Origin of the sequence: Modicisalibacter coralii (assembly GCF_004117855.1) — a bacterium.
Lineage (GTDB): Bacteria > Pseudomonadota > Gammaproteobacteria > Pseudomonadales > Halomonadaceae > Modicisalibacter > Modicisalibacter coralii.
On record NZ_QWBW01000017.1, the window covers coordinates 49,819 to 71,764 of the forward strand.

Annotated in this window: 17 protein-coding genes and 1 pseudogene; 10 read left to right on the plus strand and 8 right to left on the minus strand. The window is 66.5% G+C overall.

Annotated features, from left to right (window positions below; translation table 11 throughout):
* Nucleotides 1-128 precede the first annotated feature (128 nt).
* Nucleotides 129-707: a superoxide dismutase gene (locus D0901_RS10905; protein WP_129140332.1), complete on the plus strand. Its 579-nt coding sequence runs from the start codon at nucleotides 129-131 to the stop codon at nucleotides 705-707.
* Nucleotides 708-859: 152 nt separating this feature from the next.
* On the opposite strand, the gene D0901_RS10910 is transcribed toward D0901_RS10905, so the two are convergent.
* Both D0901_RS10910 and trxC read right to left on the minus strand, forming a co-directional pair.
* Nucleotides 860-1,399 carry an O-acetyl-ADP-ribose deacetylase gene (locus D0901_RS10910; protein ID WP_129140333.1) on the minus strand — a complete coding sequence of 180 codons (540 nt, stop codon included), beginning with the start codon at nucleotides 1,397-1,399 and terminating at the stop codon, nucleotides 860-862.
* A gap of 54 nt (nucleotides 1,400-1,453) precedes the next feature.
* Entirely contained in the window at nucleotides 1,454-1,888 is a 435-nt protein-coding gene (trxC, locus tag D0901_RS10915) for a thioredoxin TrxC (RefSeq protein WP_129140334.1), read from the minus strand.
* A 173-nt stretch (nucleotides 1,889-2,061) separates the two neighbouring features.
* Between trxC and D0901_RS10920 the strand changes: the two genes are divergently transcribed.
* From D0901_RS10920 to D0901_RS10945, 6 genes and pseudogenes are all read left to right on the plus strand, one after another.
* Nucleotides 2,062-2,547, plus strand: coding sequence for a hypothetical protein (locus D0901_RS10920; protein ID WP_203234855.1), 486 nt, complete (start codon nucleotides 2,062-2,064; stop codon nucleotides 2,545-2,547).
* An 85-nt stretch (nucleotides 2,548-2,632) separates the two neighbouring features.
* Nucleotides 2,633-4,390, plus strand: a complete 1,758-nt coding sequence (locus tag D0901_RS10925) for an ABC transporter transmembrane domain-containing protein (protein ID WP_129140335.1) — start codon at nucleotides 2,633-2,635, stop codon at nucleotides 4,388-4,390.
* A gap of 92 nt (nucleotides 4,391-4,482) precedes the next feature.
* Nucleotides 4,483-5,373, plus strand: a pseudogene (locus D0901_RS21415) (NAD(P)-dependent oxidoreductase); the annotation flags it as partial.
* Nucleotides 5,374-5,651: 278 nt separating this feature from the next.
* The gene (locus tag D0901_RS10935) at nucleotides 5,652-6,560 is read left to right on the plus strand and encodes a GGDEF domain-containing protein (RefSeq protein WP_162500857.1); all 909 of its coding nucleotides are present in this window, start codon (nucleotides 5,652-5,654) and stop codon (nucleotides 6,558-6,560) included.
* A 221-nt stretch (nucleotides 6,561-6,781) separates the two neighbouring features.
* Nucleotides 6,782-7,423 carry a nucleotidyl cyclase domain-containing protein gene (locus D0901_RS10940; RefSeq protein ID WP_129140338.1) on the plus strand — a complete coding sequence of 214 codons (642 nt, stop codon included), beginning with the start codon at nucleotides 6,782-6,784 and terminating at the stop codon, nucleotides 7,421-7,423.
* Complete coding sequence (locus tag D0901_RS10945) at nucleotides 7,420-8,160, plus strand: DUF3307 domain-containing protein (protein WP_129140339.1); 741 nt, start codon at nucleotides 7,420-7,422, stop codon at nucleotides 8,158-8,160. The genes D0901_RS10940 and D0901_RS10945 overlap by 4 nt, the downstream gene beginning before the upstream one ends.
* Before the next feature lie 6 nt (nucleotides 8,161-8,166).
* On the opposite strand, the gene D0901_RS10950 is transcribed toward D0901_RS10945, so the two are convergent.
* Nucleotides 8,167-8,706 (minus strand): helix-turn-helix domain-containing protein, encoded by a 540-nt coding sequence (locus D0901_RS10950; protein ID WP_129140340.1) that lies wholly within the window; start codon nucleotides 8,704-8,706, stop codon nucleotides 8,167-8,169.
* Between the two features lie 129 nt (nucleotides 8,707-8,835).
* Between D0901_RS10950 and D0901_RS10955 the strand changes: the two genes are divergently transcribed.
* Nucleotides 8,836-10,074, plus strand: a complete 1,239-nt coding sequence (locus D0901_RS10955) for a benzoate/H(+) symporter BenE family transporter (protein ID WP_129140341.1) — start codon at nucleotides 8,836-8,838, stop codon at nucleotides 10,072-10,074.
* Nucleotides 10,075-10,112: 38 nt separating this feature from the next.
* On the opposite strand, the gene D0901_RS10960 is transcribed toward D0901_RS10955, so the two are convergent.
* The 3 genes from D0901_RS10960 to D0901_RS10970 form a co-directional block, all read right to left on the minus strand.
* Entirely contained in the window at nucleotides 10,113-11,009 is an 897-nt protein-coding gene (locus D0901_RS10960) for a transglutaminase family protein (protein WP_129140342.1), read from the minus strand.
* Nucleotides 11,006-13,627, minus strand: a complete 2,622-nt coding sequence (locus D0901_RS10965; RefSeq protein WP_129140343.1) for a circularly permuted type 2 ATP-grasp protein — start codon at nucleotides 13,625-13,627, stop codon at nucleotides 11,006-11,008. Before D0901_RS10965 ends, D0901_RS10960 begins: the two co-directional genes overlap by 4 nt.
* Before the next feature lie 135 nt (nucleotides 13,628-13,762).
* The gene (locus D0901_RS10970; protein WP_129140344.1) at nucleotides 13,763-17,092 is read right to left on the minus strand and encodes a transglutaminase family protein; all 3,330 of its coding nucleotides are present in this window, start codon (nucleotides 17,090-17,092) and stop codon (nucleotides 13,763-13,765) included.
* 211 nt (nucleotides 17,093-17,303) lie between these two features.
* On the opposite strand from D0901_RS10970, the gene D0901_RS10975 reads away from it, so the two are divergent.
* Nucleotides 17,304-18,758, plus strand: a complete 1,455-nt coding sequence (locus D0901_RS10975; RefSeq protein ID WP_129140345.1) for a circularly permuted type 2 ATP-grasp protein — start codon at nucleotides 17,304-17,306, stop codon at nucleotides 18,756-18,758.
* A gap of 5 nt (nucleotides 18,759-18,763) precedes the next feature.
* Entirely contained in the window at nucleotides 18,764-19,753 is a 990-nt protein-coding gene (locus D0901_RS10980; protein ID WP_129140346.1) for an alpha-E domain-containing protein, read from the plus strand.
* Between the two features lie 118 nt (nucleotides 19,754-19,871).
* On the opposite strand, the gene D0901_RS10985 is transcribed toward D0901_RS10980, so the two are convergent.
* Together D0901_RS10985 and D0901_RS10990 are read right to left on the minus strand one after the other, a co-directional pair.
* The gene (locus D0901_RS10985; RefSeq protein ID WP_129140347.1) at nucleotides 19,872-20,432 is read right to left on the minus strand and encodes a DUF4276 family protein; all 561 of its coding nucleotides are present in this window, start codon (nucleotides 20,430-20,432) and stop codon (nucleotides 19,872-19,874) included.
* The gene (locus D0901_RS10990; RefSeq protein WP_129140348.1) at nucleotides 20,429-21,619 is read right to left on the minus strand and encodes an AAA family ATPase; all 1,191 of its coding nucleotides are present in this window, start codon (nucleotides 21,617-21,619) and stop codon (nucleotides 20,429-20,431) included. The genes D0901_RS10985 and D0901_RS10990 overlap by 4 nt, the downstream gene beginning before the upstream one ends.
* Between the last annotated feature and the right edge of the window lie 327 nt (nucleotides 21,620-21,946).

The following is a 21,946-nucleotide window of genomic DNA, read 5'->3' on the forward strand; positions in this document are numbered from 1 at the left end:
TGCTAACGGAATTGGCGAGCATACCCCAGACTGCTAACATACCGCGACGCCACTAACGCAGATGCTTGGTATTGTAAGGTTTTTTATCAGGTTCTGTATTCCACGGCGATCAATAAAAGGAGATAACCTTGGCATTTGAACTTCCCGCCCTGCCCTATGAGAAAAACGCGCTGGAACCGCACATCTCTGCGGAAACGCTCGAGTATCATTACGGCAAGCATCATCAGGCCTACGTCACCAAGCTCAACGACCTGACCCAGGGCACCGACGACGCGAACAAGTCTCTCGAGGAGATCATCCAGTCCGCGTCCGGGGGGCTGTTCAACCAGGCCGCCCAGGTCTGGAACCACACCTTCTACTGGCACTGCCTGTCGCCCAACGGCGGCGGCGAGCCGAGCGGCGCCCTGGCCGAGGCGATCAACGCCAAGTTCGGCTCCTTCGAGGCCTTCAAGGAGACGTTCAACACCACGGCGGCCGGCAACTTCGGCGCCGGCTGGACCTGGCTGATCAAGACCGCCGACGGTGGCGTCGACATCATCAACACCGACGATGCCGACACCCCGATCGCCCATGGCCAGACCCCGTTGCTGACCATCGATGTCTGGGAGCATGCCTACTACATCGACTACCGCAACGCCCGTCCCAAGTACCTGGACGCGGTGTGGAACGTCATCAACTGGGACTTCGTCGCCCAGAACTTCGGCTGATCGCTTTCGGGCCCAGCCCGAGCGTCACTGAAACGAGAAGCGCCTCGCAATCCGCGAGGCGCTTTTGCATGACCGGGTGCCCCGTGGCTGGACCGGGCCTGAAAGACTGGTACCAGGTTGGTATTTCGGTCGTCTTTACCGGGAAGAAACACCTAGAGCGCCTCTGCCACGACCGCCTCGAAGGCTCGCGAATCCTGGTCACTGAAGAAGCATAGCGTCACGTCCAGCGAGTGGCACGGCAATGCCTCACCCAGCGCATCGAGCACCACCCGGGCGGCCGCGTCGAACGGGTAGCCGTAGACACCGGTGGAGATCGCCGGAAAGGCGATGCTGCGGCAGTCGTGCGCGTCGGCCAGCGCCAGGGCGTTGCGATAACAGTTGGCGAGCAGATGCGACTTGTCCTTGGTCTTGGCGTAGACCGGGCCGACGGTGTGAATCACGTAGCGCGCCGGCAGCTCGAAGCCGTCGGTCAACGCAACCTCGCCGTCCGGCAGGCCGTCGGGCCAGTCAGTCTCGCGCAGACGCTGGCAGGCCTGCTTGAGTTCGGGGCCGGCGGCGCGATGAATGGCACCGTCCACACCGCCGCCGCCCATCAGCGAATGGTTGGCGGCGTTGACGATAGCATCCACCTCCAGCCGGGTGATGTCGCCGGTGATCACGCTGACCCGACGGTCGAACCACGCCTTGTCCATATTGCCTCCACTGTTGCCTGACACTGGATTCGTTCCTGAGCGTAGCAGTGAGGCTCAGACCAGGCTCTCGAGCCACTGCTTGAGCTGCGGCCCCTGCATGGCACCGGACCGGCGGGCGATCTCGCGCCCCTCACGGAAGACGATCAAGGTGGGAATGCTGCGGATGCCGAAGCGTCCGGCCAACGCCGTCTGCGCCTCGGTGTCGAGCTTGGCGAAACGCAGGCGTGGCTCGAGCTCGCCGGCGGTGCGCGCGAAGACCGGCGCCATCATCTTGCAGGGCCCGCACCAGCTGGCCCAGAAATCCACCACCACCGGCAGCTCGCTGCGCATCACCAGCGCCTCGAAGTTGTCGGCGGTCAGGTCCAGCGGCGCCCCGGTGAACAGGGCGTTCCGGCACTTGCCGCAACGCGGCGCGTGCCCGAGCCGTTCGTCGAGCACACGGTTCATGGCCAGGCAGTGCGGGCAGGCCAGCTTCAGGGAATCAGCCATCTCGGCCTCCGGAATGGGTGTCACCGAGACCGAATATGGTGGCTACGCTGAGGGCGATCAAGCTTTCGTCGAATCGCGCCGCCGGCAGGCTCCGGCCGGCATCCAAGAACCGCGGGCGCGGCTATGCTGCGATGACGGACACTCAGGGTCCGGTCCTGCGAGGATTCCCGGCGATGAAAGTTCTCGACTATCGGCGTCTCGGGTGGGGCGCCATGGGGCTGTGTCTGTGCATCAGCAGCGTACTGGCGGGCGAGGTGGATCAGGCGCTGATCGATCGCGGTCGCTACGTGGCCGCGGTCAGTGGCTGCAACGACTGCCACACGCCCGGCTACGCCCAAAATGACGGGCAGACCCCAGAGGCACAATGGCTGACCGGGGACCGGCTGGGCTGGTACGGCCCCTGGGGCACCACCTACCCGAGCAACCTCCGCCTGCTCGCCGCTCAGCTCGACGAGTCACAATGGATTGCAATGGCACGCAACCTGAAATCGCTCCCACCGATGCCCTGGTTCAACCTCAATCGCATGAGTGCCGAGGATTCGCGAGCGCTATACCACTATCTGCGCTTCCTGGGGCCGGCCGGCGAACCGGCGCCCGCCTACCAGCCGCCGGGGGTCGAACCACAGTCGCCCCATGTCACCTTCCCGGCCGGTCCCTGAGAGGCCCCTGTGCCATTCGGACTCATGCAGGCCAACCACGACCCTGTTATCGTGCAGGGTCGTCACTGACCGTTCGAGCCCGCTGATGCCCTCCCGTTCCCGGCCCCGCATCCTGCTGCGTCTGTTGCCTCTGCTGCGCCCCTATCGCTGGCGCGCCTGCCTCGCCGGGCTGGCCCTGCTCGTCGCCTCGTCGAGCGTACTCCTGCTCGGGCAGGGGCTGCGCACGGTGATCGATCGGGGCTTCCTCGATGCCGACGTCGCCCGGCTCAACCGCACCCTGGCGGTCATGCTCGCCGTGGTGGCCTTGCTCGCCGCGGCCTCGGCGCTGCGCTACTACCTGGTGACCTGGATCGGCGAACGGCTCGCCGCCGACCTGCGCCGCGACGTCTTCGGTCACCTGCTGACCCTGGAGCCGGCCTTCTTCGAACGGAACGGTGCTGGCGAGATCCAGTCGCGGCTCACCGCCGATACCAGTGTGCTGCAGAGCCTGTTCGGTTCGTCGCTGTCGGTGGCCCTGCGCAATCTGGTGATGCTGTTCGGCGCGGTGGCGCTGATGCTGGTGACCCAGCCCTGGCTCAGCGCCCTGGTGCTGCTGGGCATCCCGCTCACCGTGCTGCCGATTCTCGCCTTCGGACGCCGCGTGCGCCGCCTGTCGCGGCACAGCCAGGACCAGATCGCCGAACTCGGGCGCTACGCCGGAGAGGCACTGAACGGCATCCGCACCCTGCAGGCCTTCGACCACGAGACGATCGCTCGCCACGACTACAACCGCACGGTGGAGGCGGCCTTCCAGGTCGCGGTGTTCCGTACCCGCCAGCGCGCCTGGCTGACCGGGATCGCCATGCTGGTGATCTTTGCCGCGGTTGGCGTCATGCTCTGGCAGGGGGGCCATGCGGTACTCGCCGGCACGATGAGCGCCGGCGAACTCTCGGCCTTCGTCTTCTACGCGGTACTCGCCGCCGGCGCCGTCGCCGCGCTGGCCGAAGTCGCCGGCGACGTGCAGCGAGCGGCCGGGGCCGCCGAACGGCTATTCGAACTGCTCGACGCCCGCCCGCGCATTCAGGCGCCGCCGGTGCCCCGCCACCTGCCCTCGCCGGTGCGCGGCGAGATCCGGATCAGCGCTCTGCGCTTCGCCTACCCCGGGCGCCAGGCAACACCGGCGCTGGATGGGCTCGACCTGCACATCCGCCCCGGCGAGCGGATCGCCCTGGTAGGGCCGTCCGGCGCCGGCAAGAGCACCCTGCTGCAACTGCTGCTGCGCTTCTACGACCCCGACGCCGGCCGGCTGACGCTGGACGGCGTCGATCTGCGCGACCTCGACCCAGGAGAGCTGCGCGGCGCCCTGGGCATGGTCGCCCAGGAGCCGGTACTGTTCACCGGCAGCGCCGCCGACAACATCCGCTACGGTCGACCGGGCGCCGACGACGAGGCGGTACGCGCCGCCGCCCGCGACGCCCATGCCCTGGCGTTTCTCGAGGCGCTGCCCGCGGGGCTTGACACCCATATCGGGCCCGGCGGCGTCCAGCTTTCGGGCGGTCAGCGCCAGCGTCTGGCGATCGCCCGCGCACTGCTGCGCGACCCGGCGGTACTGCTGCTCGACGAGGCGACCAGCGCGCTGGACGCGGAAAGCGAACGGCTGGTCCAGGCCGCGCTGGACCGGTTGATGCGCGGCCGCACCAGCCTGGTCGTCGCCCATCGCCTGGCCACGGTGATCGCCGCCGACCGTCTGCTGGTCTTCGACCGCGGTCGCCTGATCGGCTCGGGGACCCACGACGAACTGCTCGCGAGCACCCCTCTCTATCGGCATCTGGCGAGCCTGCAGTTCGCCCTGGATGTGTCGTGAGCCCGCGCGACTCGCTCACGACGAACGTTCGATCGTGACAGCGGTTCCATGGTAAATAGTTCCCCCGGACATATGCCCGCCCTGGAGGACACGACATGCCCCAGCTCCGCCTGGGATTCATTGGTATCGGCCTGATGGGCGCACCGATGACCCGCCGCCTGCTCGACGCCGGCTTTCCGGTCACCGTGTGGAACCGCAGCCCGGAGAAGACCGGCGACGTCGTGGCCGCCGGCGCCCGGGTCGCCGGCTCGATCGGCGAGCTCGTCGCCGATGTGGATGTGATCATGTTGTGCCTGGCGAATACCCAGGTGGTCGAGTCGACGGTCTTCGGCGACGACGGCGTCGCGGCACACGCCCGTGGCGATCAGTGGCTGGTCGATTTCTCCAGCAGCGACCCGCAGGCGACTCGCACCTTCGCCCGGCGGCTCAGCGAGTCCTGCGCCACCCCCTGGGTCGATGCGCCGGTCTCGGGCGGCGTGGCCGGCGCCGAGAGCGGCAGCCTGGCCATCATGTGCGGTGGCGAGGCCGAGCACATGACCGCCCTTCAGGCAGTCTTCGCGCCCCTGGCGGCCCGCGTCACGCACATGGGCCCGGTGGGTAGCGGGCAGGTCGCCAAGCTCTGCAACCAGATGATCGTCGGCTGCAATGCGCTGGTGATCGCCGAGATGATCGCCCTGGCCGAAGCCAGCGGCGTGGACGCCGGGCGCCTGCCTGAGGCCCTGGCCGGCGGCTTTGCCGACTCCAAGCCGCTGCAGTTGCTTGCCCCGCGCATGGCCGCCGACGATTTCGACGCTCCGCCCTGGCATCTGCGCACCCTGCTCAAGGATCTGGACATGGCCCTCGCCCAGAGCCAGCGGGTGACCAGCGCGGCCCCCATGACCGGCCTCGCCGGGCAACTGATGCGCCAGCACGCCGCGCAGGGCCACGCCGAGGACGACCCGGCGACGCTGGTGCTGCGCTACCGACCGAACGAAAATCGTTGAGGCCGGTCCCAGCATGGCATTCGGCGCGATCGGACGTTTTGGGCACATAGCCTTCAAGGATCGTCGGCAACGGCCGATAGGTCGATATGTCATTAACGTTTTCCCAGCGAACGACGTTTTCCAAGCCAATCTGGCAGCGTTGTCGTCGGTTCGGGCCGGACTTGCCCGAGCCATTTGGCGATCGACCAAGGCCGACCATGTCATGCGGGGAGCGGCGGACCGGGATGGACCGCCACCCCACCCGGACAAGTGAGCTGATGCCCCTTCCAAGCCCTAGCATGCTGTTTCGTGTCCTCCCCGCGTTGTGTACGCTCTTCCTGCTGGCCGCCTCGGCGCTCTGGCTGCTGGCCCGCGCCGACGATATGCCGTGGATTTCCGACGTGGTCACCGGCCATCGGCTGGCGTTCCTGACGCTTCTGCTGGCCGGCTTCGTCACGGCGATCTGGCTGGTGGTCCGCCAGCTGTTCACCCGACCGATCCACGAACTCGTGGACTACGTCAGGAGCCAGCACGAGGGGGTCCCCGAAGCCGCGCCCTCCCATCTGCTGAGCCGACACGACGATATCGCCTACCTGACCCGCGAGATCGAGCATCTGCTCGAGACCCTGCGCTCCAAGAACGAGCAACTGCTCGCCGAGACCCTCAACGACCCGCTCACCGGACTCGGCAACCGGCGACTGCTGGAGCAGCGTCTCGAGATCGCCCTGCCCCTCAGCCGACGTCGCATGACGCCGCTGTCGGCGCTGATGATCGATGTCGATCACTTCAAGCAGTACAACGACCATTACGGGCACCCGGCCGGCGACGAATGCCTGAAGGAGATCGCCAACGTCCTGCGCGATATCTTCCGCCGCGAGACCGACATCGTGGTGCGTCTGGGCGGCGAGGAGTTCCTGGTGGTGCTGCTCGACAACGAACTCGATGATGCCACCCGGCTGGCCGAAGCGATGCGCAGCATGCTTCAGGCGGTGGGCATTCCTCACGAGCACTCGCCGACCGCCGAGGTGGTCACCGTCAGCATCGGCGTCGCCACCGCCCCGCCGGGCACCCCGATCGATCTGGACAGTCTGCTGGCCTGTGCCGATTCCGCGCTCTACCGCTGCAAGGCAACGGGCCGCAACTGCACGGTCAGTCACACCGTGGGGGTATCGCCGGTGCCCGTTGAGGCGTTACGCCAATCCTCGTGATCCCGTCTCGGGCTTACAAAACGCTACCCGCCGCGCCTGACTTGGCGTTGGGCCGCGCCAGAATACTGTATATAATTACAGTAATCACAAGGATATCGATACCGCTATAGCGCTATATTTCCGATAAATAGCTCCATAGGGCTATTTCCCAATAGCCCTTATTGGCTATTTTTTCGGAAATGCGCGAATATAGCTATTGGTGGCAGCCACGGAGTCTTGTCATGCCCATCCTCGGCGTCCTGACCGGCGATGTCGTCGGCTCGCAGCAGATTCCCGACAAGGAACGGCTGCGCGATGTGCTGGAAAGCGCCCTGGCGCTCATCGAATCGCGCTTCCAGGCGCGCAGCGATCGCTATCGGGGGGACGGCTTCCAGGTTGCGCTGCCCACTCCCGCGCAGGCAATGACGGCCGCCGTGCTGATCCGCAGTGCCCTGATCCAGGAATCGGCGTCGCGGCAGACGACCTGGGATGCGCGCATCGCCGTCGCCGCTGGCGAGGGCACGCTGCCCGCCGAAGGCGCCCTGACCGATGCCCAAGGCCCGGCGTTCGTGCTCTCCGGGCATTGCCTGGATGCCCTCGCCGATACCGACCGGCGCCTGGCCGTGGCGTTGCCCGACGCCTTCGCGGACCCGGCGCTCACGCTACTCACCCGCTTCGCCGACGACATCATCGGCGGCTGGTCGCGCTACTCGGCCGAAGTGGCCTACCATAGCCTGCTTCACGAGGAGTCCCAGCAGTCACTGGCTCGGCGGCTGGGGCGCGCCCAACCCACCATCAACCGCCGGCTGGCGGCGGCACGCTGGCCCTTGATCCGCGACTACATCGCCTTCATCGATCAGCGCCTGAGCGAGGTCGAGCCATGAACGTGGCCGCCCTGTCGTCGCTGTTGCTGCTGCTGATGGCCCATCTGGCCGGGGATTTCCTGTTCCAGGGCCGCGCCTGGGTACACAGCAAGCAGACGCATCACCATCGCTCCCGCGCCGTCTATCTGCATGCCGGCGTGCATACCGGCCTGGCCCTCGCCGCCTTGTGGCTCGGCGGCTGGACGAGCGCAGCGGCCCTGATCGCGGCCGTGGTGATCGGCGCCACCCATCTGGCGATCGACATCCTGAAGAGCTACAGCCCGGCGCGGGTGCGCTACTTCCTGCTCGATCAGGCGCTGCATATCGCCGTGCTGACGGGCGTCTGGCTGTGGCTGAAGGCCGAGCCGGGCTGGCTGGCAACGCTGGCCCACTGGCTGCTGGCCCCCGGAACGCTGCTGGTGGCGCTGAGCTATCTGGTGATCCTGCAACCGCTGTCGATCCTCATCGCCCAGGTGATGCGCCGCTGGAGCGATCAGGTCGACAACCGCGGCATGCTGGCCGACGCCGGCGCGCGCATCGGCATGCTCGAGCGCTTCCTGGTACTGACCTTCGTGCTCGCCGACCAGATGATGCCGATCGGCTTCCTGCTCGCCGCCAAGTCGGTGCTGCGCTTCGGCGAGTTGCGCGAGGACCGCGACCGCCGGCTCACCGAATACGTGCTGCTGGGCACCATGCTCAGCTTCGCGCTGACCCTCAGCCTTGGCCTCCTGGTGCGCCACGCCCTGACCATGCTGTGAGCTTTCTCAGCGCGGGTAGTGCACCAGGTTGTGAAAGCGCGCCACGCGTTCGCCGTCGTTGCGGTAGCCGTGCGGCCGATCGGCCTGCAGCCGGGCCACGTCACCCGCGGCGAGATGCCGCCACCGTCCCGCTTCCGCCACCGCCATGACGCCGTCGACGACGATCACGTGCTCGACGACACCGCTGCCGTGGGCGCTCGACTCACTGCACGCCCCCGGCGCGAGTTCGACGGCGAACATCTCCAGGCCCAGTTGCGCGTCGAAGGGCACCAGCACGCTCACCTGCATGCCGACGCTGTCTCGCAGCGGCGGCGGGGCCGAGGTGGCGGGCGGCGATTCGCCGACCAGGAAGGCGGAAAGCGATACCCCGAAACCGCCCGCGATCTTCCACAGCGTCGCCACGGTCGGGCTCGACTCGCCCCGTTCGATCTGGCCCAGCATCGCCTTGCTGACGCCCGTGGCCTGTGCGCAGCGGGTCAGGCTCCAGCCACGGCCCTGGCGCAGGGCCTTCAATGTCGCCGCAATGTGGGGGGTCGGGTCGGACACGTCACACTCCTCGTCGCTGCCCAGGGCACGGGCGTTCGGGATCGGCCGCCATTGTACGCGATGACGCACGGTGCTATGGTCGCCTCGATGTGCGTTATAACGCACGATCCTCGCAACCCGGAGCCTCCCATGCCCGCGTCGTCCCTTCTGCGCGATCTCTCCCCGTCGGCGCTCGTCGCCGGTTTCGTGGCGGTACTGGTGGGCTACACCAGTTCGGCGGTGATCATCTTCCAGGCCGCGGAGGCCGCCGGCGCCGGCCCGGCACAGATCGGCGCCTGGCTGAGCATGCTGGGGCTGGGCATGGGGCTCACCTCGCTGGGCCTGTCGCTGTACTACCGCGAGCCGATCCTCACCGCCTGGTCGACGCCCGGCGCGGCCCTGCTCGCCACCAGCCTGCCCGGCTACAGCCTGCCCGAGGCGATCGGCGTCTTTCTGTTCTCGGCGGCGCTGGTGCTGCTCTGCGGAGTCACGGGGCTGTTCGCACGCCTCATGCAACGCATCCCGCCGTCGATCGCCGCGGCCATGCTGGCCGGCGTACTGCTGCGTTTCGGTATCGACGCTTTCGCCGCCCTGCGCGTGGACTTCCCGCTCGTCGGGGCGATGTGCGCCGCCTATCTGATCGGCAAGCGCTGGCTGCCGCGCTACACCATTCTGCTGGTGCTGGCGACCGGCCTGGCGGTGGCCTGGGCCACCGGTGATATCGAGACACAGCGCAGCGCGCTGCGCTTCGCCGAGCCGGCGTTCATCATGCCCGCCTTCTCGCCGTCGGCGCTGATCGGCGTGGGGATCCCGCTGTTCGTGGTCAGCATGGCTTCGCAGAACGCCCCGGGAGTGGCGACCCTGCGCGCGGCCGGCTATACCGCGCCGGTCTCGCCGTTGATGATCTGGACCGGTCTCGCCACCTTGGTATTGGCGCCCTTCGGCGGGTTCTCGGTATGCCTGGCGGCGATCACCGCGGCGATCTGCATGGGGCCGGAAGCACATCCCGACCCGGCACGGCGCTACACGGCCGCCGCCGCCGCGGGGGGCTTCTACCTGCTGGCCGGGGCGTTCGGCGGCTCGATCGGCACGCTGTTCGACGCCCTGCCCCAGCCGCTGATCGCCGCCGTCGCCGGTCTCGCCCTGCTGTCGACGATCGCCAACAGTCTGCACCAGGCGCTCGACGACGCGAGCGAGCGCGAAGCGGCGGTCGTGACCTTCCTGGTCACCGCCTCCGGCGTCACGCTGCTGGGCGTGGGCGCGGCATTCTGGGGGCTGCTGGGCGGCCTGGCGGTACTCGCCCTGCGGCGGCGGCCCCGAGCAGCGGGTCGAGAGGCGATCAGCAGCGATGCGGAACCCACCGCAGATGGCGCCACTCAGCGCGGCTAGACGATCGCCTGAAGCGCTTGCCGTCGATCTGCAACCGCTCAGGCCGAGCGACGCGAGGCGGCATCATCGGGAATCACATCGACCGCCACGTCGAGTGTATGCTCGCCGCCGCCGCTCATCACCCCGTTGAGCGGCGGCACATCGGCGTAATCGCGCCCCCAGCCGATGACGATGTGCTGTTCGCCGGGCAGGCTGCCGTTGGTCGGATCGAGCTCCAGCCAGCCCCAGCCCGGCAGGAACACCGCCAGCCAGGCGTGCGACGCGTCGGCGCCCACCAGCTTGGCCTGCCCGGGCGGCGGCAGCGTCTCCAGGTAGCCACTGACATAGCGCGCCGCCAGGCCCTGCGACCGCAGGCAGCCGATCGCCAGATGGGCGAAGTCCTGGCAGACCCCGCGGCGCTCGTCGAGCACGTCCATGAGCGGTGTCGCCAGCGTGGTGAAGCCGGGATCGTAGGTGAACTCCTCGTGGATCCGGCGATTGAGATCGATCACCGCGTCGAGCAGCGAGCGACCGGCCGGGAAGCTCGGCGCGGCGTAGGCCGCCAGACGGGGGTGGCAGCGGATGAACGGCGAATCGAGACGGAACTGCCGGGCCTGCAGGCAGCGCCGCTCGGCGGCCCGGGCCAGAATGTCGCGACAGTCCTGCCAGTCGCCGGCCGGCGCGCCCGGCAACGGCGGTCGCGGCAGGGTCTCGAGCCGGGTGCGCACGGTGACCTCCAGGCTCGAATGGATATCCTGGATCGCGAAGTACATCACCCGGTTGCCGAAGAAGTCGCTGCGTTCGCTGCGCACCGCCGGACGCGGCGTGATGCTCACCTGCGAGGCCTCGCAGCGCTGCCAGGGCAGCTCGCGCGGCAGCATGCGCGCCTCGTTGTGACACAGCGTCACCGGCGCGCTGTAGGTGTAGCGGGTGGTGTGACGCAACTGGTAGATCACGGCTGCACCTGCATCTTGATCAGCTGGCGCGGCGCCTCGACGTGGCTGAAGTGGCTGTGAGCGACGGCGTCGGAGAGTTTCCCCAGCGGCTCGAGCAGCGCCTCGAACAGCGCCGCCAGGGCCTCGCGGGCCGCCGCCGAATCATGAACGTGGGAAAGCACCTCGATATCGGCGAGCTGCAGCGTGCTCATGGCCTGGAGAATCAGCCGCTGCTCCTGACGCCGATACGGGGTGCTCGAGTCGGCGGTCTGTGGCAGGCGTTCGATCTGCCGACACAGCCGCTTGAGCATGTAGCCCACCGAACGCGGATTGCCCTCGTCGAACAGCAGCAGGTCGAGAATCGCGGTGGGATGCAGTTCGCTGCGGTAGCGCCGCCGGTAAGCGGTGACGTTATCGGTGGTGGCGAGCACCACCTCCCACAGCGCCACGCCCGGCTCGCGGGCTCCGATCAGCGCCAGCTGCAACAACTCCAGGCTGTGCAGTACGCGCTCGATGAAGCGCCCGATGTCCATGAAGCGCCAGCCGAAATGATGCGGCATGGTCTCGTTGCACAGACCGTAGAAGGCCGACAGCTGAGTGACGATCTCCTCGCAGGCCCGTCGTCCGGCACTCGCCGAGGGCACCTGCGGCAAGGCGTTGATCTGACGACGCAGGTGGTTGAGCACCCGCCAGGCATCGTCGCCCAAGTGATCGCGCACCGCGCGGCAGTTGCGCAGTACCTGCTGAAAACAGGCCGGCAGTCCCCCCGGCTGAGCGTCCTCGAAGAGCGTCAGCAGACACGTGCGCAGGTCGCCGAAGCGTCGCTCGGCGGCCGCCGCTTCGGGCCACTTCAGGGACAAGGCCTCGAACAGATCGGCGAGGATGATGTCGGCGTATTCCTGCTGATCCTGTTCGAGCAGACGCAGCAGCGCCTCGCGCAACAGCCGCGAGCGCACGTCGAGCCGCTCGCCGTAGCGCCCCAGCCAGAACAGGCTGTCGGCGACCCGGCTCGGTAGATCGACACCGTCGCGGGTCACCACGATCGGCCCCGAGGCCTGGCGCAGCAGGCTGACATGCGGCTGCGGCTTCTCGGCCAGTACCCAGACGTCCTTGACCACCTCGCTGGCCAGCGACGGCGTGCCCGGGCTACCGACCCAGGCGAGCCCGCCCGGCATGGCGCGGTAATCCCGGTCGCCGTCGCGCTCGCCCGGCTCGCGGGTGACGAAGGTGCGCAGATTGAACGGTGCGGGCTGCAGGCGACGCGCGGCATCGTCATAGACCGGCGCGGTGGCCGGCGCGATCGGCCGCTGGGCGACATAGCGGTTGGGCCGGGCGATCACCGCCTTGCGCAAGGCCTGCGCCTCACCCCGGCTCAGGTCCGCCACCTCGACCAGCCGGGCACCCGGTTCGATGCCACGGATCACCAGGGTGTCGAACTCGGCGAGCACCGTCTCCAGCGCGGCTGGATCGCCGCACCACCAGCTCTCCGGCGCCGCCAGCGCTAGCGGCTCGCCGAGCAGGCGCTGACAGAGCGCGGGCAGGTACGGCGCGAGCCCGGGGTGTTCGAGCACGCTCACCCCCAGCGGGTTGGACAGCACCACACAACCACTGCGCGCCGCCTGGACCAGGCCGGGCACGCCGATCAGCGAATCGCCACGCAGCTCCAGCGGATCGCACCAGGCATCCTCGAGCCGGCGCAGGATCACGTCCACCGGCTTGAGCCCGCCCAGGGTACGCATCCACACGCGCTCGTCGCGCACCACCAGGTCGAGGCTCTCGACCAGCGAGAGATTCATGTAGTTGGCCAGATACGCGTGCTCGAAGTAGCTGTCGCTGTCCGGTCCCGGGGTCAACAGCACCACGTTGGGCTGGTCGCGATGCAGGGTCGACAGCGACGCCAGGCCGCGATGCTCGGCCTCGAGAAAGCCCGCCAGGCGCCGCWGCGGCGCCTCGCGGTAGAGCGTGGGCATGGCGCGGGCGAGGATGATGCGGTTTTCCAGGGCATAGCCGGCCCCCGACGGCGCCTGCACCCGGTCGGCGATCACCCGCCACTGCCCGGCGGCATCGAGCACCAGGTCGATGCCGTGAAAGATCAACCCGGTGGGCGGCTTCCCGTCGCCATCAGGAGGTCGGTCACAGGCGAGCAGGAAACCGGGGTGCTCGAAGATCAGCTCGGGGGGCAGCAGGCCCTCCTCGATCAGCCGGCGCGGCCCGTAGAGATCGGCGAACAGCGCATCGAACAACCGGCTGCGCTGGGTCAGGCCGACCTCGAGCGCGCGCCAGCTGGCGGGATCGATCGCCAGCGGCAGCGGATCGACCCGCCAGGTACGCAGGCGACCGCGAGCGTCGTCGTGGACGTTGAAGGTCACGCCGTTCTCGTAGAGCAGCCGCTGGACCTCGTCGGAGCGCTCGGCGAGACCGGTCTCGCCGAGCGCGGCCAGCGCCTCGAGCAGCCCGCGCCAGTGGGGGCGCAGACGGCCTTCGCCGTCGAGCAGGGCATCGAAGCCGGCGCCCGGCGCATAATCGCGGAGCAAGGTCTCAAGCGCCTGCGCCGTTTCGGGCGGCAGCGGCGCATCGAGGGTGAGGGCATCGCGCAGCAGCGCGGCATCCGGCAGACCGGGAACATCATGACCCAGCATCGAAAGAGCCCTGAGGTGATGAAAGCCGACGTCATGATACCGCGTCAACGCCCCGCCAAAGCATCGATCTGGGCGCTTGCACGACGGTATATGTGACGCCTCGAAGGCCCTGCCCCGCCCCTTCGAGGCTCGCGTTCACGGCAGGCGCCGCAGATCCAGGGTCATCGGCAGCTCCAGGCTCGGCGTCTCGCACGGGGCGCTCATGGCCCCCTGAGTATGGCCTTCGGCCCAGAAACGCGCCAGACGCCGCGCCTCGGCCTCGTTGGCGTTGACCGGAAAGGTCTCGTAGTTGCGCCCGGCGGGATGCGCGACATGGTAGGTGCAGCCGCCCACCGACCGCGCGTTCCAGGTATCGACGACATCGAAGACCAGCGGTGCCTGCACCGGAATCCGCGGGTGCAGCGCCGAGGGAGGCTGCCAGGCCCGAAAGCGCACCCCGGCGACCGCCTCGCCGACCCGGCCGGTGGGCGTCAGCGGCACCCGGCGCCCGTTGCAGGTGACCGCGTAACGGTCGCCGCTCATGCCCTCGACACGCACCTGCAAGCGCTCCACCGAGGAATCGACATAGCGCGCGGTGCCGCCGCCGGCGGTCTCCTCGCCGAGCACGTGCCAGGGCTCGATCGCCTGGCGCAGCTCGAGCCGGACATCGCGATAGGCCACCCGGCCGTGCACCGGAAAACGGAATTCCAGGAACGGCGCGAACCATTCCTGCCGAAAGTCGAAACCGTGACGGCGCAGATCCTCGAGCACATCGCCGAGATCGTTCCACAGGCAGTGCGGGAGCAACCAGCGGTCGTGCAGCGCCGTTCCCCAGCGCACCAGCTTGCCGCGATACGGCCGCTCCCAGCAGCGCGCCACCAGGGCGCGAATCAGCAGCATCTGCATCAGGCTCATGCGGGCATGGGGCGGCATCTCGAAGGCGCGCAGCTCGACCAGTCCCAGGCGGCCGGTCTCGCTGTCCGGGGAATAGAGCTTGTCGATGCAGAACTCGGCGCGGTGGGTGTTGCCGGTGATGTCGGTGAGCAGGTGACGCAGCAGGCGATCGACCAGCCACGGCTGGGGCACCTCGCCCTCGGGCATCTGGGCCAGCGCGATCTCCAGCTCGTAGAGGGCCTCGTGGCGGGCCTCGTCGACCCGCGGTGCCTGGCTGGTGGGGCCCAGAAACAGGCCCGAGAACAGATACGACAGGCTGGGATGATGCTGCCAGTAGGTGAGCAGGCTGCCCAGCAGGTCGGGACGCCTCAGAAACGGCGAATCGGCGGGCGTCGCGCCGCCCAGAGTGACATGGTTGCCGCCGCCGGTACCGGTGTGGCGGCCGTCGAGCATGAACTTCTCGGTACCCAGGCGGGCCTGGCGAGCCTCCTCGTAGAGGGTCTCGGTATTGGCGACCAGTGACGGCCAGTCTCCGGCCGGCATGATGTTGACCTCGATCACCCCCGGGTCGGGGGTGATCAGGAACTTGGTCAACCGCGGATCGGCCGGCGGCGGATAGCCCTCGACGACCACCGGCATGGCCAGTTCGGCGGCGGTGTCCTCGATGCTCGCCACCAGATCGAGGTAGTGCTCGAGTCGCGTCAGCGGCGGCAGGAAGACGTGCACCCGGCCATCGCGCGGCTCGACGCACAGGCTGGTGTGGATCACCGCGTCGTCGCCATCCTCGCTGGGCCAGGCCTGGTCCTGCCACGTCTCGCCGCCCGGCTGGCGGTGCAGGCCGTGACCGGCATCGCCGGTGTGGTGGGCGTGCAACTCGCTGTAGCGACGCATCACCTCGCCGTGGACGTCGCCGAGCGCCTGGCGGAACTCGAACAGCGACTGGGGATGCGGCGAATCCGGACGCTCGACCCACGGCAGCGCGGTCAGCGGCAGGCGCAGGCCCATCGGCGAGTCGCCGGGGACCAGATAGAGATGGTCGCGCTTGAGCGGCCAGTTGCCGCTCTCCCAGGCATGGTCACGCTCTTGGGCATGGCGCAGCGGCAGCGCGAAGCCGGTGGCCTCGCCCAGCCCCCGTTCGAGCAGCTGGCCCAGGCGGCGGCGTTCCTCGTCGTCGTCGAGATCGTAGTCCCGCGGGTCGAGATTGACCGGCAACATGCGCTCGCGCCACAGGTAGTAATAGGCATCCTCGTAACCGGGAATAAGATGACGGACATCGAGCCCCAGGCGCCGCGTCAGGGCCTCGGCGAAGCGCCGGGCATCGTCGATGGTGCAACGCGCCGCCTGGCGATCGTCGGCGAGCAGCGCCTCGTCGCGCCACAACGGCACGCCGTCGCGTCGCCAGTAGCAGGCCAGCGCCCAGCGCGGCAACGACTCCCCGGGATACCACTTGCCCTGATGGGTGTGCAGCAGCCCGCCCGCGGCGAAGCGCCGGCGCAGGCGCTTGAGCAGGTCGCCGGCGAGGCGGCGTTTGGTGGGCCCCAGCGCCGCGGTGTTCCATTCATCGCCGTCCATGTCGTCGATCGACACGAAGGTCGGCTCGCCGCCCAGGGTCAGCCGCACGTCGCCGGCCGCCAGACGTTCGTCGACGACCTCGCCGAGCGCCATGATCTCGGCCCACTGCGCCTCACTGTAGGGCTTGGTGACCCGCGGGTCCTCGTGGATACGCTCGACGTGCATGGCGAAATCGAAGTCGACCTCGCACTCGTCGGAGAAGCCGCTGATCGGCGCCGCGCTGGACGGCTCCGGCGTCGCCGCCAGCGGGATGTGCCCCTCCCCCGCCAGCAACCCCGAGGTCGGGTCAAGGCCCACCCAGCCGGCGCCGGGAATGAACACCTCGGTCCAGGCATGCAGATCGGTGAAGTCGACCTCGGTGCCCGAGGGGCCGTCGAGCGCCTTGACGTCGGCGGCCAGTTGGATCAGGTAGCCGGACACGAAGCGCGCCGCCAGCCCCAGGTGGCGCAGGATCTGCACCAGCAGCCAGGCGCTGTCGCGGCACGAGCCGCTGCCCTTGGCGAGGGTTTCCTCGCAGCTCTGCACCCCCGGCTCCATGCGCACCAGATAGGCGATGTCATGCTGCAGGCGCTGGTTGAGCTCGACCAGGAAATCGACCACGCCCCGCGCCTCCGGCGATACCGCGCTCAGCCAGTCGCGCAGCCGCGAGCCCGCCTCGCGCACCTCGAGATAGGGCGCCAGCTCCTTGGCCAGCCCGTCGGGATAGGCGAAGGGAAACGTCTCGGCGTAGGGCTCGACGAAGAAATCGAAGGGATTGATCACGGTCATCGGCGCGACGAGCTCGATATCGACCGTCAGTTGCGTGAGCTTTTCGGGGAACACCGCGCGGGCGATGAAGTTGCCGAACGGATCCTGCTGCCAATTGAGAAAGTGCGGGTCGCCGTCGATGGTCAGCGAATAGGCCTCGATCGGCGTCCGGCAATGCGGCGCGGGTCTCAGGCGGATCAGGTGTGGCGAGAGGTTGACCGGGCGGTCGAAATGATAGCGGGTGTGGTGCTGCAAGGCGACGCGAATCGTCATATCGGCCCCCGTTGGCTCGACGAATACCGGTGCTACCGGCGGATGCCCTTCACTATCGACCGGGGGCGCGCCCAGCACAACCTGCAACATCGTGTCTCAACGCTCGGCGAGAGGCGATCGACGACGAACTGGTATAGCTTTAGGGAAGCCCACCCACTGGGCAACGGACCGACATCGCGACCCACGCCGGTCGCCAGGCGAGGTAACGCCCATGAGTCTCATCGATTGGCAGAACTACCGCAGCAACGATTTCTACGACGAGCTCCTGGCGGCCCCCGGCCAACCGCGCCCCGCGGCCCGGGAACTCTGCGACATCCTCGCCGGCTTCACGCCCCAGGACCTGTCGGAGCGCAAGGCTGCCGCCGAGATCGCCATCCAGACCATGGGCATCACCTTCACCGTGTACTCCGAAGGCAGCATGATCGATCGCGCCTGGCCGTTCGACATCGTCCCGCGGATCATCCCCGCCGACGAATGGCGGCGCACCGAGGCCGGGCTCAAGCAGCGCGTCGAGGCGCTCAACCTGTTCATCGACGACCTCTACCACGACCAGCGCATCGTCAGGGACAAGCTGCTGCCCGCCGAGGTGCTGGCCCAGTCGGTCAATTTCCGCCCGCAATGTCGCGGCATCGACCCGCCCCACCACGTCTGGGCGCACATCTGCGGTTCGGACCTGGTGCGCGACGCCGACGGCACCCTCTACGTCCTCGAGGACAATCTGCGCGTGCCCTCGGGCGTGTCCTACATGCTCGAGAACCGCAACGTCACCAAGCGCGTGCTGCCCGAAGTCTTCGCCACCGGCCGCATCCTGCCGGTCGACGACTACTGCGCGCAGCTCTATGACATGCTCGCCAGTCTCTCGCCACGGCCCTACGACGAGCCGCAGGTAGTGGTGCTCACCCCGGGCATCTACAACTCCGCCTATTACGAGCACGCCTACCTGGCGCAGCAGATGGGCGTCGAGCTGGTCCAGGGCTCCGACCTGGTGGTGGATGACGACGACATCGTCTACATGCGCACCATCGAGGGGCTGACGCGGGTCGACGTGATCTATCGCCGCATCGACGACCTGTTCCTCGACCCGGAGGTCTTCAATCCCGCATCCACGCTGGGCGTCGCGGGGCTGATGCGCGCCTGGCGCGCCGGCAAGGTGGCACTGGCCAACGCCCCCGGCGCCGGTGTCGCCGACGACAAGGTGGTCTACGCCTTCGTGCCCCGGATCATCCGCTACTACCTCGACCAGGAAGCCATCCTGCCCAACGTGCCCAGCTACCTGTGCATGTTCGAGGAGGACCGCCGCTACGTGCTCGATCACCTCGACGAACTGGTGGTCAAGCCGGCCAACGAGTCCGGCGGCTACGGCATGCTCATCGGCCCCCGCGCCACGCCGACCCAGCGCGCCGAGTTCGCCGAGCGGATCAAGGCCGACCCGCGCAACTACATGGCTCAGCCGACACTGAACCTGTCTACCGCGCCGACGCTGTGCGACGGCAACGCCGAGCCCCGCCACGTCGATCTGCGCCCCTTCATCCTGTCCGGTACCGACATTCAGGTCACCACCGGCGGGCTGACGCGGGTGGCGCTGGTCAAGGACTCGCTAGTCGTGAACTCCTCGCAGGGCGGGGGAAGCAAGGACACCTGGATCGTCGAGACCGAGGGGGAGTGAACGCCATGCTGTCGCGAGTCGCCGAGAACCTCTACTGGATGGCACGCTACCTCGAGCGCGCCGAGGACACCGCCCGCCTGGTCAGCGTCAACACCCACCTGCTGCTCGACCTGCCCCATCAGACCGCCCTGGGCTGGTCGACGCTGATCGACATCACCGGCAGCGACGCGACCTTCGCCGAGCTGTACGACCGGCGCAACGAGAAGAACGTCGTGCACTTTCTCTGCCTGGAGCGCGAGAACCCGGGGTCGATCCTCTCCTCGCTGGCCGGCGCCCGGGAGAACCTGCGCACCACCCGCGACGTGGTTTCCCGCGAGATCTGGGAGCAGATCAACGAGATGTATCTCGAGGTCCGCGACCAGGCCGAGAACGCCCTCGCCCCGCGGCGGCGCGACGCCTTCCTCAAGCGCCTGGTCCGCGGCTGCCAGACACTCACCGGGCTGATCGAGGGCACCCTGAGCCATTCGGCGGCACGCACCTTCATCGAGATCGGTCGTCACCTCGAACGCGCCGACATGACCACCCGCATCGTCGACGTGCGCTCGGGCAACCTGCTGCCCAAGGGCCCCGAAGAGCTGCGCCCCTTCGAGCACCTGCAGTGGATGAGCGTGCTCAAGTCGCTGACCGCCTATCAGATGTACCGTCAGCAGATCCGCCTGCGGGTACGCGGACCGGACGTGCTGCGCTTTCTGCTCCAGGACCAGCACTTCCCCCGGGCCGTGGCGAGAACTCTCGAGGCACTGGCCTGGGACCTGCAGTCACTGCCCCGCCACGACCGTGCCCTGGCGGCGGCGGCGCTGGTGCGCGCCGACATCCTCGAGGCCGACATGCAGGCACTGGCACGTTCCCCAGACGAGTTGCACGCCTTCATCGACGAGCTGCAGATCGGCTTCAATACCCTCCACGACGCCATCGCCAACACCTATTTCGCGCGCCTGGAAGACACCCCGCGGGGGCTGGTTCCCGGCCAGGAGGACGACGAGGAAGCCGATTAGTGCAGTGTATCGCCAGTAATACGAAACAATAGCGGTGCATAGTGATGCCAGCCAAGGCGCGGACGGCTTCCCAGCCTACAGCTGACACTCCCAACGGATTATTCAACTATCCCCAAGCTCATGCTTGTATTCCCAGCAACCGCCTTACGCCACTAATCAACGCATTGAAACTGTGAGAATGGTTTTGATCGAGCGACAGATGGGGGCCCATCGACCGAGAACCTGCGACTTTCTGGTATGAGGACACCAGACGTTTTAACTCCTGATGAGGGCTACCTAATCTATCTGGCGATCGATATTTAGTTTTTTCCTGCTGGCGGCTCAGGTTCCTAATACAAAATGCGCGCTCGACCGCGACAAGATCACCCAAATAAAAAGATTCAAGCTCACGACAAGCAATACGTACCAACACATCTTCGCGCCCAGCCTGGCGGCATTTCTCAACCAAAGCAGCCTTGACGTCGGTGCAAACACCACTATCCTGATCCCGAAGCACGACGAAAACCGTGTCTGGTTGCTGCCAGGCGCGCAACCTTTTGGGAAGGCGCTTTTCTAAATCCTGTTTGCCCTCGAAAACGATATACTGGACTTGGATATCCTCAGGTATCAATCGAGGTAGTAGACCTTTCAACATTTCGCGAGCAGAGGGTTCTTCCAGAAAGAAAACCAGTTGACTCATTGCGGATCCGCTCCTCCGAACAGGCCCTCTTTCCAGAGATAACCCATCTGGTCACCTTCATCGGCAAATGCCACTAGCTGGGCATCCTCACTTGCACGCCGAATCTGCGTACACCCCTGCTCTTTGATCAGCCAGTATATCTCATCGACCTGCACAGCGTTGAGAAAATCAGGCGAGTGCGTGGATACAAAAACCTGACCGCCACGCTCGGCATAGCCACGAAACTCCTCGGCCAGTTCCCACAACAGAGTAGGATAGAGCTGATTTTCCGGCTCCTCAATACATAGCAAGGGATGTGGCTCAGGGTCGTAAAGCAGCACCAAATAGGCAAACATCTTGATGGTGCCATCAGAGACATAGCGATCGATAAAAGGATCCCTGAACGATCCATCCTGAAAATTCAGGATTAAGCGTCCATCCTGCATTAATACAGGTTCCACATCCCTAACTCCAGGCACGCGATGCTTCATCGCCTCGACAATCTGCTGAAAAATTTCCGAATAGTTCTCGTAGATATTTCTCGCTACGAGCTGCAAATTGTCGCCACTTACCGACAGATGTTCGAAATCACCGATCGACTCTTTGCTACCCCGAGCAAGGTTAATATGAAAGTCGGAAACATGCCAGTTTTCGATTAACTGTCGAAAAGCACTTGCAGCACGAAAGCGCTCGAACTGCCCTAGCCCTTTAATAGCGAGTACATCTTTGCCAACATTTTGCTGCTCACGCTCAAGCTGCTCATTCTGTTTATCAAAGTCTTCCTCATTGATAATGGCGTAACCAGAACCGCCCTCGAAATCGAGAAAATGATACGGTGAGCCGTAGCGTCCGCGCTTGTAGCGCAGAACTTCTCGCTTGACGGTTGGCTGGCGAGCATCCAAGCCAATTTCCAGAAGATAGGTAATAAGCCGTTCGATACCCGCAATTTCCATGCGGAACTTGATCTCGAAGCTGATACAGTCGTCGGCATTGGCACCGCGGCTCAATACCTCTTTGAAACCGCCTCTGGCCTGAAGCGCGTGTCGCACGTTGTAGGTCAGACAGTCCTTAAGAAAGCCAAACACATCGAATAAAGTGCTCTTCCCGCTACCATTGGCCCCAACGATGACGCAGAAGCGCGGGATATCCGTCATCGCAGTGTTTTGAAAGCCTTTGAAATTGCAAATACGGATCGACTCGATACGCATCGTCATACCTCCTGTCAGAGTTCGAGCCCGTCTACCCACTCGTGTGGCCGGTCTCGTGATAAGCGACAACAGTCACGCTCCAAGAGCCAATCTATTCACTATGGTTCGCGTCCATTCCATCCAATGCTTGCAGTCACACAACGCATACAGATGGTATACGAGCTGGCGAAACGAATCACCCTCTATGGCGCAGACACCAACTGCTATCCAGCATCTGATTTCACCTTTCTTCCTGCAGCGGCGGATCAGGGCAATCCTAACAGCCCGACACGCGCGCGGCGGAGCCCACTGAGCTATCGCCACCACGGTCACTAGGTACTCAAGTGC